This window comes from Streptomyces sp. NPDC059917, from assembly GCF_042730635.1.
GTDB lineage: Bacteria > Actinomycetota > Actinomycetes > Streptomycetales > Streptomycetaceae > Streptomyces.
This window is the reverse complement of the sequence record NZ_JBHWLC010000034.1, coordinates 1-13408: the sequence shown is the minus strand read 5'-3', so window position 1 is coordinate 13408 and position 13408 is coordinate 1. Positions and strand designations below refer to the sequence as shown.

The window sequence follows — 13408 nt, the reverse complement described above, 5'->3', positions numbered from 1 at the left end:
CCGGCCTCATCAGGACGCATGAGACTGAACTGACTGGTACGTGCAAAAAATTTGGAATGGCCCGGAATCGGAACACCGGGGCACCCCGGCTCGTTGTCACGACGTGAGCACGACACCACCTGTTCTCGCCGCAGAGCTGGCGCAGGCGTGGGCCGATATTCAGCGGTACCACCCCGAGCTGCCTGACCTTGCCGCGCCCGAGTCCCTGATCGGAGAGTCCTCGTCCGCCTGCGGCGCGGAACTCTCCTTCGAGCGACTGCTGCACGAGGCAGTCCACGGCATCGCCGCAGCCCGCGGTGTCCGTGACACGTCCCGTGCCGGCCGCTACCACAACCGCAGATTCCTCGCGATCGCCGAGGAGATGGGCCTGGACCACTCCGACGAGCCGCACGCCAGCAGCGGCTTCTCACTGGTCGCCCTGAACCCCGAGGCGAAGAAGCGGTACCGGCCGACCATGGAGCGCCTCCAGCGCGCCCTGAAGGCCCATACCGCCGCCACCGCCGCCGACACCAAGCGCAGCTTCCGCGGACCGGCCGCCCGGCACGGGTCCTCCGGCGGCGGGGTGCGCGTCAAGGCGGTCTGCGACTGCGGGCGCAACGTCCGGGTCGTGCCGTCGGTGCTCGCCCAGGCCCCGATCGTGTGCGGCGGCTGCGGCAAGCCCTTCCGCATCCCCGAGGTGGCCGTCTCCGCCGCGGCTTCCTGAGCCCGGTGCGGCGAGGGGCCGGTCGGCCCGGGGTGCGCGGGGCCGACCGGGAGTGCGGGTGACCCCGGGTGGAAGCACCGCGGGCATGTGGCACAATGACTAGCTGTACTCGACAGTCGAACAGGACCCCTCTCTCCTACGGCTGACGCGTCCATCGGGCATCCGAGTACCGCAACCCCACGTGGCATCTCATGTGCCCAACCACGTCAAGTTCAGGAGACACCACTCCAGTGGCAGTCAAGATCAAGCTCAAGCGCCTCGGCAAGATTCGCCAGCCGCACTACCGCATCGTCGTCGCCGACTCGCGCACCCGCCGCGATGGTCGTGCGATCGAGGAAATCGGTCTGTACCACCCCACGTACAACCCCTCGCGCATCGAGGTCGACGCCGAGCGTGCGCAGTACTGGCTCTCCGTCGGCGCCCAGCCGACCGAGGCCGTCCTCGCGATCCTGAAGCTCACCGGTGACTGGCAGGCGCACAAGGGCCTCCCGGCCCCCGCGCCGCTGCTGCAGCCGGAGACCAAGGAAAGCAAGCGTCGCACCTTCGACGAGTTCGCCAAGGCCCTCGAGGGCATCGGCGAGACCAAGGGCGAGGCCATCACGCAGAAGGCCAAGAAGGCCGACAAGAAGGCGGACGAGGCTGAGGCCGCCGCCGAGTCGACCGAGGCCTGATCATGCTCGAGGAGGCTCTTGAGCACCTCGTGAAGGGCATTGTGGACAATCCCGATGACGTGCAGGTCGCCTCGCGCACCCTGCGTCGCGGGCAGGTGCTCGAGGTCCGGGTCCACCCGGATGACCTCGGCAAGGTGATCGGTCGCAACGGCCGCACCGCACGTGCCCTGCGTACCGTCGTGGGCGCCATCGGCGGCCGGGGGATCCGCGTCGACCTCGTCGACGTGGACCAGGTCCGCTGAGACCGCGTTCATCGCAGGAATGAATCACCGGCACGGGCCGGGGAGGGCATGTGCCCTTCCCGGCCCGTCGTCGTCTGAACAGGAGAAACAAGCGTGCAGCTCGTAGTCGCGCGGATCGGCCGCGCCCATGGGATCAAGGGTGAGGTCACCGTAGAGGTGCGCACCGACGAGCCGGAGCTGCGGCTCGGTGTCGGTGCCGTCCTCCAGACCGAACCCCTGTCGGCGGGTCCGCTGACCATCGAGGCCGGACGGGTGCACAGCGGCCGGCTCATGCTCCGCTTCGCGGGCGTCAAGGACCGCACCGCCGCCGAGGCACTGCGCAACATCCTGCTGATCGCCGACGTGGACCCCGAGGAGCTCCCGGAGGACCCGGAGGAGTTCTACGACCACCAGCTGATGGACCTGGACGTCGTGCTCCAGGACGGCACCGTGATCGGTCGGATCACCGAGATCTCCCACCTGCCCTCGCAGGACCTGTTCATCGTCGAGCGGCCGGACGGCACCGAGGTGATGATCCCCTTCGTCGAGGAGATCGTCCTGGAGATCGACCTCTCGGAGCAGCGCGCGGTCATCGACCCGCCGCCCGGGCTGATCGACGACCGCGCGGTGATCGCTTCCGAGCGCGACGCCGAGGCCGAGGTCAAGGCCGAGGCCGACGCCGAGCCCGAGGGCGATGCCTGATGCGGCTGGACGTCGTCACCATCTTCCCGGAGTACCTCGACCCGCTCGACGTCTCCCTCGTCGGCAAGGCCCGGGCCCGCGGCCAGCTCGACGTACACGTCCACGACCTGCGGGAATGGACGTACGACCGGCACAACACGGTTGACGACACCCCCTACGGCGGCGGCCCCGGGATGGTCATGAAGACCGACCCGTGGGGCGAGGCCCTGGACGCCGCCCTCGCCGACGGCTACGAATCCGGTGCCCACGGCCCGGTCATGGTCGTCCCCACCCCGAGCGGGCGCCCGTTCACCCAGGAACTCGCCGTCGAGCTGGCCGAGCGCCCCTGGCTGATCTTCACGCCCGCCCGGTACGAGGGCATCGACCGCCGGGTGATGGACGAGTACGCGACGCGCATGCCGGTCTACGAGGTCTCCATCGGGGACTACGTGCTGGCCGGCGGCGAGGCGGCGGTCCTGGTGATCACCGAGGCCGTGGCCCGGCTGCTCCCCGGGGTCCTCGGGAACGCCGAATCGCACCGGGACGACTCCTTCGCACCCGGTGACATGGCGAACCTGCTGGAGGGGCCCGTCTACACCAAGCCCCCGGAGTGGCGCGGACGCGGCATCCCCGAGGTCCTGCTCAGCGGGCACCACGGGAAGATCGCCCGCTGGCGGCGGGACGAGGCGTTCCGTCGCACCTCCCTCAACAGGCCCGATCTGATCGAGCGTTGCGAGGCGTCCGGCTTCGACAAGAAGGACCGCGAGACCCTCTCGGTCCTGGGCTGGTCGCCGACTCCCGACGGCCGATTTTGGCGCAGGCCCGACGCCGTGGAAGAATAGGCGGCTGCTGTACGCCCGCGCGCGCCCCTGCCACAGGGGGACCGTCGCCCGCGGGTCGGGACAGCTCCCGAATTCTCTCCGAAGAACCCGCCCGGCGGCCTGTGGCGTCGTGCGAAGAAAGCAGACGAAGAACATGTCTCACGTGCTCGACGCCGTCACCGCCGGCAGCCTGCGTACGGACCTCCCGGCCTTCCGTCCGGGTGACACCGTCAACGTCCACGTCCGCGTGATCGAGGGCAACCGCTCCCGTATCCAGCAGTTCAAGGGCGTAGTCATCCGTCGCCAGGGTTCTGGCGTCAGCGAGACCTTCACGGTCCGCAAGGTCTCCTTCAGCGTCGGCGTGGAGCGTACCTTCCCGGTGCACTCCCCGATCTTCGAGAAGATCGAGCTCGTCACCCGCGGTGACGTGCGTCGCGCCAAGCTGTACTTCCTCCGTGAGCTCCGCGGCAAGGCCGCGAAGATCAAGGAGAAGCGCGACCGCTGAGGTCCCCTTCGGCGTCCGGAGGCATCCGGATAGGCTCGCCCCCGATATGGACACCGAGGCATCTCACACGCAACGCGACCGCTCTTCCCCCGACGAGGGGGAGGGGAGGTCGCGTTTCGCGTTCTCCGGGGCCCGGCTGCGGCGCCCCGGCTGGTTCACCTGGCGCCGCGCCGGTCTGCTCGGGGTGGTCTGCACCGTCTTCCTGCTGCTGCTCAGCAATTTCGTGGTGCAGCCCTTCCTGATCCCGAGCCGCTCGATGGAGCCGACGCTCGCGATCGGCGACCGGGTGCTGGTGAACAAGCTGGCGTACGGGTCCGGGGCCCGGCCCCAGCGCGGTGACCTGGTCGTCTTCGACGGCACGGGGTCCTTCGTGCCGGACCGCCCCGGCGACGACAATCCGGTCGGCGAGGCCCTGCACGGCGCCGCGTCGGCCCTCGGGCTCGCCGAACCGTCCGACACGGACTTCGTCAAGCGGGTCATCGGGGTCGGCGGCGACGACGTGGTGTGCTGCGACAAGGGCGGGCAGCTGCTGGTGAACGGCGTCCCCGTGCGGGAGCCCTACCTGTATCCGGGTGACACGGCCTCGAAGGTGCCCTTCCGCATCGTCGTACCGCTGGGCACCCTGTGGGTCATGGGCGATCACCGCTCCCAGTCCCGGGACTCCCGGGACCACCTCGGGGAGCCGGGCGGCGGGATGGTGCCGGTGGACAAAGTGATCGGACGGGCCGACTGGATCGGCTGGCCCGCGTCCCGCTGGAGGTCCCTGGGGACCACCGCAGGCTCCGGCGGCGGACATGGGTAGCCGGGGGCGCGAGCGCGGCGAGGAGCCGGAGCCGGCCCGTCCGGTGGCTCCGGCCCCTGCTCCGGTCGCGGGCGCTGACCCCGAGCTGGCCGTGCTCGGCGGTCGGGCGGAGCGGCGCAGGCTGGCCCGCAAGGTCAAGCGGCGCAGGCGCACCCGGCGGGTCGGCGAGCTGCCGCTGCTGGTCGCGGTCGCGCTGTGCATCGCGCTGCTCCTCAAGACCTTCCTCGTCCAGGCCTTCTACATCCCGTCGGGGTCGATGGAACAGACGATCCGGATCGGCGACCGGGTCCTCGTGGACAAGTTCACCCCCTGGTTCGGCGCCAAGGTCGAGCGCGGCGACGTCGTGGTCTTCAAGGACCCCGGCGGCTGGCTGCGCGGCGAGTCGGCCCGGCCCGCGGCAGACCCGATCGTCGTCAAGCAGATCAAGCAGGGCCTGACCTTCATCGGGCTGCTGCCCTCGGCCGACGAGCAGGACCTGATCAAGCGGGTCATCGGCGTGGGCGGGGACACCGTCAAGTGCTGCGACGCCCGGGGCCGGGTCACCGTCAACGGGGCGCCCCTCGATGAGCCGTACGTGTCACCCGGCAACGCGCCCTCCGAGATCATGTTCGAGGTGAAGGTGCCCAAGGGCAGGCTCTTCGTCCTCGGCGACCACCGGGCGAACTCCTCCGACTCCCGCTACCACCTCGACGAGGCGTTTCACGGCACGATCGCCGAGAGCGGCGTGGTGGGGCGGGCCATCGTGATCGCCTGGCCCTACGGGCACTGGGGCGAGTTCGATCAACCCGCCACCTTCCTCTCGGTTCCGGACGAGGAGCGCCGCAGCCGCCGCGGGCGCCGCGGGCGGCGTGCGCGTCGAGGGGGCTCCGCGTTCGCATAGTGTGTCCTAGGTCTCCCGTTCCTTACCCAGGGAACTCCCGCTCGTTAAGGGAGGGGAGGGCCCCCGCCGGTTCGGCGCGGGCGGCACATCGGAGTGAGGAGTGGATGTGGGGGACGTGGCGGTAGGAGCACGATCCGGACGCGATGAGCCCGAGGACCAGCGGCCGGAGGCAGCCGTCGAGAGCGAGACCCACGACGACGAGAGCGCCCCGCCCGCGCACCGCTCCTTCTGGAAGGAGCTTCCGCTCCTCATCGGCATCGCGCTGGTGCTGGCCCTGCTGATCAAGACCTTCCTGGTCCAGGCCTTCTCGATCCCGTCCGAGTCCATGCAGAACACTCTGCAGAAGGGCGACCGGGTCCTGGTCGACAAGCTGACCCCGTGGTTCGGCTCGGAGCCGGAGCGCGGCGAGGTCGTGGTCTTCCACGACCCGGCGAACTGGCTGGACGGCGAGCCCACTCCGGACCCGAACATCGCGCAGAAGGTGCTCAGCTTCATCGGTCTGATGCCCTCGGCCGAGGAGAAGGACCTGATCAAGCGGACCATCGCGGTCGGCGGGGACACCGTGGAGTGCAAGAAGGGCGGCCCGGTCGTCGTCAACGGCAAGCAGCTCGACGAGCCGTACATCTTCCCGGGCAACACCCCCTGTGACGACAAGCCGTTCGGCCCGCTGACCGTGCCCAAGGGCAAGATCTGGGTGATGGGCGACCACCGGCAGAACTCGCAGGACTCGCGCTGGCACCAGGAGGACTCGACCGGTGGCTTCGTACCGGTCGACAAGGTCGTCGGCCGCGCCGTGGTGGTCGCCTGGCCGATCACCCGCTGGTCCACGCTGCCGGTGCCGGACACCTTCGACCAGCCGGGCATCAACAAGAAGCCCGTGGCGACGGCGCTCGGCGCGGCGGCTCCCGCCGGTCTGGGCCTCGCGACGGCGCTGCCGATCGTGCTGTGGCGCAGGCGGAAGCTGACCAAGACGCCTACCGCCGGGTAGGGTGCCGCCCAGGTCGACGATCTCCGAGGTGCTGGGGGCGCTGGTATGGGCGGGTCAAACGGTTCGATACGTGGCAGGGACGGCCGCGGCGGCCTCGGCAATGTCTTGTCGGGGATCGCCGTGGCCGTTGGTTTCGCGCTCTTCCTCGGAGGGTTCGCCTGGGGTGCGCTGGTGTACCGGCCGTACACCGTGCCGACCGAGTCGATGGTCCCGACGGTGCAGGCCGGGGACCGGGTGATGGCGCAGCGGATCGAGGGCTCGCAGGTGCGCCACGGGGACGTGGTCATCTTCACCGATTCCGTGTGGAGCGACTCGCCGATGGTCAAGCGGGTCGTCGGGCTCGGCGGCGACACCGTGCGCTGCTGTGACGCGGCGGGCCGGCTGACCTTGAACGGCAAGCCGCTGGTCGAGCCCTACATCGCCGATCCGGGGTCCACGCGGACCTCCACGGGATCGGGCAAGGCGTCGGACGTCACCTTCGAGGTGACCGTGCCGCCGGGCAAGCTCTTCCTGCTGGGCGACCGGCGCTCGAACTCCCTGGACTCCCGGGCCCACCTGCAGGACGCGGGACAGGGCATGGTCCCGCTGGAGTCGGTGAGCGCGCGGGTGGACGCCCGGGCGTGGCCGGACCCCGCGATGTTGGCGCGGCCGACGACCTACGACGCGGTGGCGGGCGGTACCTCCCGCCCGGGCCCGCTGCGGCTCCAGCTGGCCGCGGTGGTGGCGGGAGCGGCGCTGGTGCTCCTCGGGGCCGCCTACGGGCCGCTGGCGCGGGTCCTCGGGCGCCGGGGGCGGCGGGAGCGCGCCGATGCCCGGGGTTGAGGTCCGCAAGGTGTCCCGGGTGATCCTGCTCGACCCGGCCGACCGGATCCTGCTGCTGCACGGGTTCGAGCCGCAGGACCCGGCGGAGCACTGGTGGTTCACCCCGGGCGGCGGGCTGGAGGGCGCGGAGAGCCGCGAGCAGGCCGCGCTGCGGGAGCTCGCGGAGGAGACCGGGATCACCGAGGTGGAGCTGGGGCCGGTGCTCTGGCAGCGCCACTGCGCGTTCCCCTTCGACGGGCGGCGCTGGGAACAGGACGAGTGGTACTTCCTGGCCCGCACCGACCGGACGGAGGTGGCCACGGACGGTTTCACCGAGCTGGAGCGGCGCAGCGTCACCGGAGCGAGGTGGTGGACCTCCGAGGAACTCATCGCGGCGCGTGAGACGGTGTACCCGACCAGACTCGGCGAGCTGCTGCGCACGCTGCTCGCGGAGGGTCCGCCGGGTGCGCCGGTGATCCTGGCCCCGGAAATCGTTTAGGGGCGGACGGGCCTGGCGCACAATAGGGGGACGCACGGCTGAAGGGGAACATGCCATGAGCGCCGAGGACCTCGAGAAGTACGAGACCGAGATGGAGCTGAAGCTCTATCGGGAGTACCGCGACGTCGTCGGGCTGTTCAAGTACGTGATCGAGACCGAACGTCGTTTCTATCTGACCAACGACTACGAGATGCAGGTGCATTCGGTCCAGGGCGAGGTCTTCTTCGAAGTCTCGATGGCGGACGCCTGGGTCTGGGACATGTACCGACCGGCCCGGTTCGTCAAGCAGGTGAGGGTGTTGACGTTCAAGGACGTGAACATCGAGGAGCTCAACAAGAGCGACTTGGAGCTGCCGGGCAGCTGATTCACCCGAAGGGGTGAGCGAGTTGTCCACAACGCCCGGGTTGTCCACCAAGATCCACACGGTGGGCCGGGTCGCGGGATCGTCGGTGCCGGAGGTGGTGCCGGATGGACGCGAAGGGCGTGGCACAGCAGGAGGCGTCGGCCCGGCCGACGCGGGTGGTACGGACACCGGGGGAGCGGGCCGCGGCCCGGCGGGCGATCGGGCGGTACGGCGAGGAGCTGGCCGCCCGACGGCTGACCGGGTCCGGGATGACCGTGATCGCCCGGAACTGGCGCTGCCGGGCCGGTGAGATCGACATCCTCGCCCGGGACGGGGACGCCCTCGTCGTCTGCGAGGTGAAGACCCGTCGGTCCGGGCACGCCGGTTCGCCGATGTTCGAGCACCCGATGGCCGCGGTCCGGCCCGGCAAGACCGACCGGCTGCGGCGGCTCGCCGGGCGCTGGCTCGCCGACCACGGCGGACCACCGCCGGGCGGGGTGCGCATCGACCTGGTCGGGGTGGTGCTGCCCCGGCGCGGGGCCCCCGTGGTGGAACACGTCCGGGGGGTGTCCTGATGGGCTTCGCGCGGACCTGTTCGGTGGCGCTCGTGGGCGTCGAGGGCGTGGTGGTCGAGGTCCAGGCCGACCTCGAACCGGGAGTGGCCGCCTTCACCCTGGTCGGGCTCCCCGACAAGACCCTGATCGAGAGCCGGGACCGGGTCCGGGCCGCCGTGGTGAACTCCGGCGCGGAATGGCCCCAGAAGAAGCTGACGGTCGGTCTCAGCCCGGCCTCGGTACCCAAATCCGGCTCGGGTTTCGACCTCGCCGTCGCCGCCGCCGTCCTGGGCGCGGCGGAGCGGCTGGACCCGGCGGTGATCGCGGACCTGCTGCTCATCGGTGAACTCGGGCTCGACGGGCGGGTGCGTCCGGTGCGCGGGATCCTGCCCGCCGTGCTCGCCGCGGCCGAGGCGGGGTACCGGCAGGTGGTGGTGCCCCAGCAGTGCGCGGCCGAGGCCGCGCTGGTGCCCGAGGTGTCGGTGCTGGGGGTGCGGAGCCTGCGCCAGCTGATCGCCGTGCTGACCGACGGGGAGGTGCCGGACGAGGGGCCGCCGGACGCGGCCGTGCGACCGGATCCGATGACGGCCGCGCTGGTGCTCCCGGGGGCCGGTCTGGGCACGGGGACGGCGAGCGCGGGGTACGGCGCCGGCGCGCCGCCCGACCTCGCCGAGGTGGCGGGGCAGCACGGAGCCCGGCGCGCGCTGGAGGTGGCCGCCGCGGGCGGGCACCACCTGTTCCTGACCGGACCGCCGGGCGCGGGCAAGACCATGCTCGCCGAGCGGCTGCCCGGGATCATGCCGCCGCTCGGTCGGCAGGACTCCCTGGAGGTCACCGCCGTGCATTCGGTCGCGGGGATCCTGCCGCCCGGCGAACCCCTGGTGACCGCGGCGCCGTACTGCGCCCCGCACCACTCGGCGACCATGCAGTCCCTGGTGGGCGGGGGCAGCGGGATGCCCCGGCCCGGGGCCGTGTCCCTGGCCCACCGCGGGGTCCTCTTCCTGGACGAGGCGCCCGAGTTCAGCGGGCGGGTGCTGGACGCGCTGCGCCAGCCGTTGGAGTCGGGCCAGGTGGTGATCGCCCGGGCCGCCGGGGTGATGCGGCTGCCGGCCCGCTTCCTGATGGTCCTCGCGGCCAACCCCTGCCCCTGCGGGCGGCAGACCCTGCACGGCGGGGGGTGCGAGTGCCCGCCCTCGGCCGTCCGGCGCTACCAGGGGCGGCTGTCCGGGCCGCTGCTGGACCGGGTGGACCTGCGGGTCGAGGTCGAACCGGTCGGCCGGTCCGACCTCGTCGGCGGGGGCGGCCCGGGCGAAGCCAGCGCGGCCGTGGCCCTGCGGGTGGCGGGGGCCAGGGCGCGGGCGGCGGAGCGGCTCGCCGGCACCCCCTGGCGGGTCAACTCCGAGGTGCCGGGCCACGAGCTGCGCACCCGCTGGCTGCCCGCACCGGGCGCCCTGGCCCAGGCCGAGCGGGACCTGGAGCGGGGCCTGCTCACCGCGCGCGGCCTGGACCGGGTGCTGCGGGTCGCCTGGACGGTGTCCGACCTGGCCGGGAAGGACCGCCCCGACGCCCGGGACGTGGCGGTCGCCCTGGAACTGCGCACCGGCATCGCCCGCGGTGTCCCGCTCCCGCAGGGATGCGGGTCATGACCCCGGCGGCGGCGGACCCGGAGGAGGAGCGGCGGGCCCGGGCCGCGCTCACCCGGGTGCTGGAGCCCGGGGACGAGCGCGCCGGCCGGCTGCTGCGGGAGCGGGGCGCGGTCGCGCTGCTGCGGGAGCTGACCGGGCCCCGCCCGGGACCCGAGGACCCGGCCGGGCCGGACGGGCGCCGGTTCGAGGGGTACCGCAGACGGGCGTCGACCGCGGATCCCGATCGGGACCTGGCCGCCGCGGCGGCGGTCGGCGCCCGGTTCGTCTGCCCGGGCTCGGCCCAGTGGCCCTCCCAGCTCGACGACCTCGGCGACGCCCGCCCGGTGGGGCTGTGGCTGCGCGGCCTGCCCGACCTGCGGACGTGGGCGCTGCGCTCGGTCGCGGTGGTCGGCGCCCGCGCCTGCACCCCCTACGGCGCGCACATGGCGCAGGCGCTGGCGGCCGGGCTCGCCGAGCGGGGCTGGGTGGTGGTGTCGGGGGCGGCGTACGGGATCGACGGGGCGGCCCACAGGGGGGCGCTCGCCGCGGGCGGGGCCACGGCGGCGGTGCTGGCCTGCGGGGTGGACGTCGCCTACCCGCGCGGCCACGCCGGACTGCTGGGCCGGATCGCCGCACAGGGGCTGGTGATCGGTGAACTGCCGCCCGGCGGCCACCCCACGCCCAGCCGCTTCGTCCAGCGCAACCGGGTCATCGCGGCGTTGACCCGGGGGACCGTGGTCGTCGAGGCCGCCCATCGCAGCGGATCGCTCGTCACCGCCCGGCGGGCGCACGGGCTGGGCCGCCACACCATGGGCGTCCCCGGGCCCGCCACCAGCGGGCTCTCGGGTGGCGTGCACGAACTGCTGCGCGGCGAAGGGGTGCTGGTCACGGACGCCGCCGAGGTCGTCGAACTGGTCGGCGCCATGGGGGAGCTGGCCCCCGAGCGGCGCGGACCGGTGCTCGCCCGGGACCTGCTCCACCCGGACACCGCACGCGTGTTGGACGAGCTCCCCGTCGGACGGCCCGTGCGGGCGGAGGACCTCGCCCGCGCCGTGGGCAGCGGCACCGATGAAGTCATCGGCAGACTGTACGAACTTCACTCTCTGGGGTTCGTCGAACGGCAGGGCGATGACTGGCGGTTGAGCAGGCAAATACATGGGAGAGCCACTCGAACCGGTGGCGTCCGGCGAGGCGGTCATTGACCTGGGGCGTTCCGGTGAAAGAGTGAAGCCGATGAGAGAAGCGGTCTTCCCGATGGCAGCCGCCGGAACCCCGCCCGGGGCGCCGGCCCTGGGCCTGCCGTGCGAGGCGGGAAGCCCCGACGGCCCCGCGCGATCCCGTACTCTTCGCGCACCGCGACACTCTCGTCACGCTACGCTCCCAAGGAATCCGGCTCCGGCAAAGGCGAAGCATGCCCCAGCACACCTCAGGGTCTGACCGCGCTGCGGTGCCCCCCGCTGCCCGTGGCAGCGTGCGGACCACCGCGCCCTCGTCCCTGGACGTGCTCTGGCGCTCGTACAAGGAATCGGGGGACGAGCGTCTGCGGGAACAGCTGATCCTGCACTACTCGCCCCTCGTCAAGTACGTGGCCGGCCGGGTCAGCGTGGGCCTGCCGCCCAATGTGGAGCAGGCCGACTTCGTCTCCTCCGGGGTCTTCGGGCTGATCGACGCCATCGAGAAGTTCGACATCGAGCGCTCCATCAAGTTCGAGACGTACGCGATCACCCGGATCCGGGGCGCGATGATCGACGAACTGCGCGCCCTGGACTGGATCCCGCGCTCGGTGCGGCAGAAGGCGCGGGCCGTCGAGCGGGCCTACGCCACGCTCGAGGCCCAGTTGAGGCGCACGCCCACCGAGACCGAGGTGGCCGACGAGATGGGCGTCGCCCTGGAGGAACTGCACGCGGTATTCAGCCAGTTGTCGCTGGCCAATGTGGTCGCCCTGGAGGAGTTGCTGCACGTGGGCGGCGAGGGCGACCGCCTCTCGCTGATGGACACGCTGGAGGACACCGCCGCCGACAACCCGGTGGCCGTGGCCGAGGACCGCGAGCTGCGCCGCCTCCTCGCGCGGGCCATCAACACGCTCCCCGACCGGGAGAAGACGGTGGTGACCCTCTACTACTACGAGGGGCTCACCCTGGCCGAGATCGGTCACGTCCTCGGGGTCACCGAGAGCCGGGTCAGCCAGATCCACACCAAGTCGGTCCTCCAGCTGCGGGCCAAGCTGGCGGATGTGGGGCGCTGAGTCGCCGGTACCTCCGTAGAGTGGGCGCGTGCCCAGGATTCGAGCGGCCTCCGTGGCCGAGCACCGGACGATGCAGCGAGGCGCCCTGCTGGACGCCGCGCGATCCCTGCTGTCCGAAGGCGGGACGGAAGCGTTGAGCTTCCCCGCCCTCGCCGAACGGACCGGACTCGCCCGGTCCTCCGTCTACGAGTACTTCCGCTCCCGGGCGGCGGTGGTCGAAGAGCTGTGCGTCGTGGACTTCCCCGTCTGGGCCGCCGAGATCGAGGCCGCGATGGAGCGGGCCGCCACTCCGGAGGCGAAGATCGAGGCGTACGTCCGCAGCCAGCTGGGCCTGGTGGGCGACCAGCGGCACCGGGCCGTGGTGGCGATCTCCGCCAGCGAGCTGGACGCCGGTGCGCGGGAGAAGATCCGCGCCGCGCACGGGGGCCTCATCGCGATGATCGTCGAGGCGCTGGCCGCCCTGGGCCAGGAGCAGCCGCGACTGGCCGCGATGCTGCTGCAAGGGGTCGTCGACGCCGCCGTGCGCCGGATCGAGCTGGGGGCCGGTGAGGACCCGGCCGAGGTGACCGAGACCGCCGTCTCGATGGCGCTCCGGGGCGTCCGGGGCTGATGCTCCGCCGCCGCCCTCAGGAGGCCCGCGGCAGCAGTCGGGGGCTCGGGCGCGGGAGCAGGACCAGCGGGTTGAGGTAGCTCTCGCCCGCCAACAGTCCCCAGTGCAGGCACGGGGCCGCGCAGTGACCGCCCGCTTCGAGGACCGCGACCACCAGCCCCGCGCGCACCTGGTCACCCTCGGCGACGAGGGGGCGCACCGGCTCGTACGTGGTGCGCAGGCCCCCCGGCAGGGTGAGCGAGAGCACGCCGCGTCCCGCCACCCGTCCGGCGTAGTGCACGCGGCCGGCGCCCACCGCCCGGACCCGCGTACCCACGGGCGCGATCAGGTCCACGCCCCGGTGGCCCGCCGCGTACGGGGTGGGCGGCGGCTCCCACCAGCGCGCCACTCGCAGCGGGGCGGGCAGCGGCCGTCCGCCGGCCCCGCCGGCCCCGCCGGCCCCGCCGGCCCCGCCGGCCC

Annotated in this window: 18 protein-coding genes; 17 read left to right on the top strand and 1 reads right to left on the bottom strand. The window is 72.4% G+C overall.

Annotated features, from left to right (window positions below; genetic code table 11):
- Positions 1–103 precede the first annotated feature (103 nt).
- From ACFWAR_RS20605 to ACFWAR_RS20525, 17 genes are all read left to right on the top strand, one after another.
- Positions 104–703 carry a hypothetical protein gene (locus ACFWAR_RS20605; RefSeq protein ID WP_385779125.1) on the top strand — a complete coding sequence of 200 codons (600 nt, stop codon included), beginning with the start codon at positions 104–106 and terminating at the stop codon, positions 701–703.
- Positions 704–933: 230 nt separating this feature from the next.
- A complete protein-coding gene (rpsP, locus tag ACFWAR_RS20600; RefSeq protein WP_330332868.1) occupies positions 934–1374 on the top strand; it encodes a 30S ribosomal protein S16 in 441 nt (146 codons plus the stop codon).
- A gap of 2 nt (positions 1375–1376) precedes the next feature.
- Positions 1377–1616: an RNA-binding protein gene (locus tag ACFWAR_RS20595; protein WP_283456387.1), complete on the top strand. Its 240-nt coding sequence runs from the start codon at positions 1377–1379 to the stop codon at positions 1614–1616.
- 93 nt (positions 1617–1709) lie between these two features.
- Complete coding sequence (gene rimM / locus ACFWAR_RS20590; RefSeq protein ID WP_385779123.1) at positions 1710–2297, top strand: ribosome maturation factor RimM; 588 nt, start codon at positions 1710–1712, stop codon at positions 2295–2297.
- Positions 2297–3118: a tRNA (guanosine(37)-N1)-methyltransferase TrmD gene (trmD, locus tag ACFWAR_RS20585; protein ID WP_385779121.1), complete on the top strand. Its 822-nt coding sequence runs from the start codon at positions 2297–2299 to the stop codon at positions 3116–3118. The genes rimM and trmD overlap by 1 nt, the downstream gene beginning before the upstream one ends.
- 133 nt (positions 3119–3251) lie before the next feature.
- A complete protein-coding gene (gene rplS / locus ACFWAR_RS20580; protein WP_354380090.1) occupies positions 3252–3602 on the top strand; it encodes a 50S ribosomal protein L19 in 351 nt (116 codons plus the stop codon).
- 46 nt (positions 3603–3648) lie between these two features.
- Complete coding sequence (gene lepB, locus ACFWAR_RS20575; RefSeq protein WP_385779119.1) at positions 3649–4404, top strand: signal peptidase I; 756 nt, start codon at positions 3649–3651, stop codon at positions 4402–4404.
- The gene (gene lepB / locus ACFWAR_RS20570; RefSeq protein ID WP_385779117.1) at positions 4397–5284 is read left to right on the top strand and encodes a signal peptidase I; all 888 of its coding nucleotides are present in this window, start codon (positions 4397–4399) and stop codon (positions 5282–5284) included. The genes lepB (ACFWAR_RS20575) and lepB (ACFWAR_RS20570) overlap by 8 nt, the downstream gene beginning before the upstream one ends.
- 115 nt (positions 5285–5399) lie before the next feature.
- Positions 5400–6272, top strand: a complete 873-nt coding sequence (gene lepB, locus ACFWAR_RS20565; RefSeq protein WP_385779115.1) for a signal peptidase I — start codon at positions 5400–5402, stop codon at positions 6270–6272.
- A gap of 45 nt (positions 6273–6317) precedes the next feature.
- Positions 6318–7094, top strand: a complete 777-nt coding sequence (gene lepB, locus ACFWAR_RS20560) for a signal peptidase I (RefSeq protein ID WP_385779113.1) — start codon at positions 6318–6320, stop codon at positions 7092–7094.
- The gene (locus ACFWAR_RS20555; RefSeq protein WP_385779111.1) at positions 7081–7572 is read left to right on the top strand and encodes an NUDIX hydrolase; all 492 of its coding nucleotides are present in this window, start codon (positions 7081–7083) and stop codon (positions 7570–7572) included. Before lepB (ACFWAR_RS20560) ends, ACFWAR_RS20555 begins: the two co-directional genes overlap by 14 nt.
- Positions 7573–7627: 55 nt before the next feature.
- A complete protein-coding gene (locus tag ACFWAR_RS20550) occupies positions 7628–7936 on the top strand; it encodes a DUF2469 domain-containing protein (RefSeq protein WP_005311352.1) in 309 nt (102 codons plus the stop codon).
- A gap of 104 nt (positions 7937–8040) precedes the next feature.
- Positions 8041–8490 (top strand): YraN family protein, encoded by a 450-nt coding sequence (locus tag ACFWAR_RS20545; RefSeq protein ID WP_385779109.1) that lies wholly within the window; start codon positions 8041–8043, stop codon positions 8488–8490.
- A complete protein-coding gene (locus ACFWAR_RS20540; RefSeq protein ID WP_385779107.1) occupies positions 8490–10115 on the top strand; it encodes a YifB family Mg chelatase-like AAA ATPase in 1626 nt (541 codons plus the stop codon). Before ACFWAR_RS20545 ends, ACFWAR_RS20540 begins: the two co-directional genes overlap by 1 nt.
- On the top strand, positions 10112–11296 hold the full coding sequence (gene dprA, locus ACFWAR_RS20535) for a DNA-processing protein DprA (protein ID WP_385779105.1): 1185 nt from the start codon (positions 10112–10114) through the stop codon (positions 11294–11296). Before ACFWAR_RS20540 ends, dprA begins: the two co-directional genes overlap by 4 nt.
- A 209-nt stretch (positions 11297–11505) precedes the next feature.
- Complete coding sequence (gene whiG / locus ACFWAR_RS20530) at positions 11506–12339, top strand: RNA polymerase sigma factor WhiG (RefSeq protein WP_385779103.1); 834 nt, start codon at positions 11506–11508, stop codon at positions 12337–12339.
- Positions 12340–12391: 52 nt separating this feature from the next.
- Complete coding sequence (locus ACFWAR_RS20525) at positions 12392–12949, top strand: TetR/AcrR family transcriptional regulator (protein ID WP_385779218.1); 558 nt, start codon at positions 12392–12394, stop codon at positions 12947–12949.
- A 16-nt stretch (positions 12950–12965) separates the two neighbouring features.
- Here ACFWAR_RS20525 and ACFWAR_RS20520 read toward each other — a convergent pair.
- On the bottom strand, positions 12966–13408 hold a 443-nt coding region (locus ACFWAR_RS20520; protein WP_385779101.1), incomplete at its 5' end, for a M23 family metallopeptidase.

Excerpts from the sequence above, each read along its gene's own strand:
- ACFWAR_RS20595 (WP_283456387.1), top strand. The coding sequence starts at position 1,377 with ATGCTCGAGGAGGCTCTTGAGCACCTCGTGAAGGGCATTGTGGACAAT.
- trmD (WP_385779121.1), top strand. The coding sequence starts at position 2,297 with ATGCGGCTGGACGTCGTCACCATCTTCCCGGAGTACCTCGACCCGCTC.
- rplS (WP_354380090.1), top strand. The coding sequence starts at position 3,252 with ATGTCTCACGTGCTCGACGCCGTCACCGCCGGCAGCCTGCGTACGGAC.
- lepB (WP_385779119.1), top strand. The coding sequence starts at position 3,649 with ATGGACACCGAGGCATCTCACACGCAACGCGACCGCTCTTCCCCCGAC.
- lepB (WP_385779117.1), top strand. The coding sequence starts at position 4,397 with ATGGGTAGCCGGGGGCGCGAGCGCGGCGAGGAGCCGGAGCCGGCCCGT.
- lepB (WP_385779113.1), top strand. The coding sequence starts at position 6,318 with ATGGGCGGGTCAAACGGTTCGATACGTGGCAGGGACGGCCGCGGCGGC.
- ACFWAR_RS20555 (WP_385779111.1), top strand. The coding sequence starts at position 7,081 with ATGCCCGGGGTTGAGGTCCGCAAGGTGTCCCGGGTGATCCTGCTCGAC.
- ACFWAR_RS20550 (WP_005311352.1), top strand. The coding sequence starts at position 7,628 with ATGAGCGCCGAGGACCTCGAGAAGTACGAGACCGAGATGGAGCTGAAG.
- ACFWAR_RS20545 (WP_385779109.1), top strand. The coding sequence starts at position 8,041 with ATGGACGCGAAGGGCGTGGCACAGCAGGAGGCGTCGGCCCGGCCGACG.
- ACFWAR_RS20540 (WP_385779107.1), top strand. The coding sequence starts at position 8,490 with ATGGGCTTCGCGCGGACCTGTTCGGTGGCGCTCGTGGGCGTCGAGGGC.
- dprA (WP_385779105.1), top strand. The coding sequence starts at position 10,112 with ATGACCCCGGCGGCGGCGGACCCGGAGGAGGAGCGGCGGGCCCGGGCC.
- whiG (WP_385779103.1), top strand. The coding sequence starts at position 11,506 with ATGCCCCAGCACACCTCAGGGTCTGACCGCGCTGCGGTGCCCCCCGCT.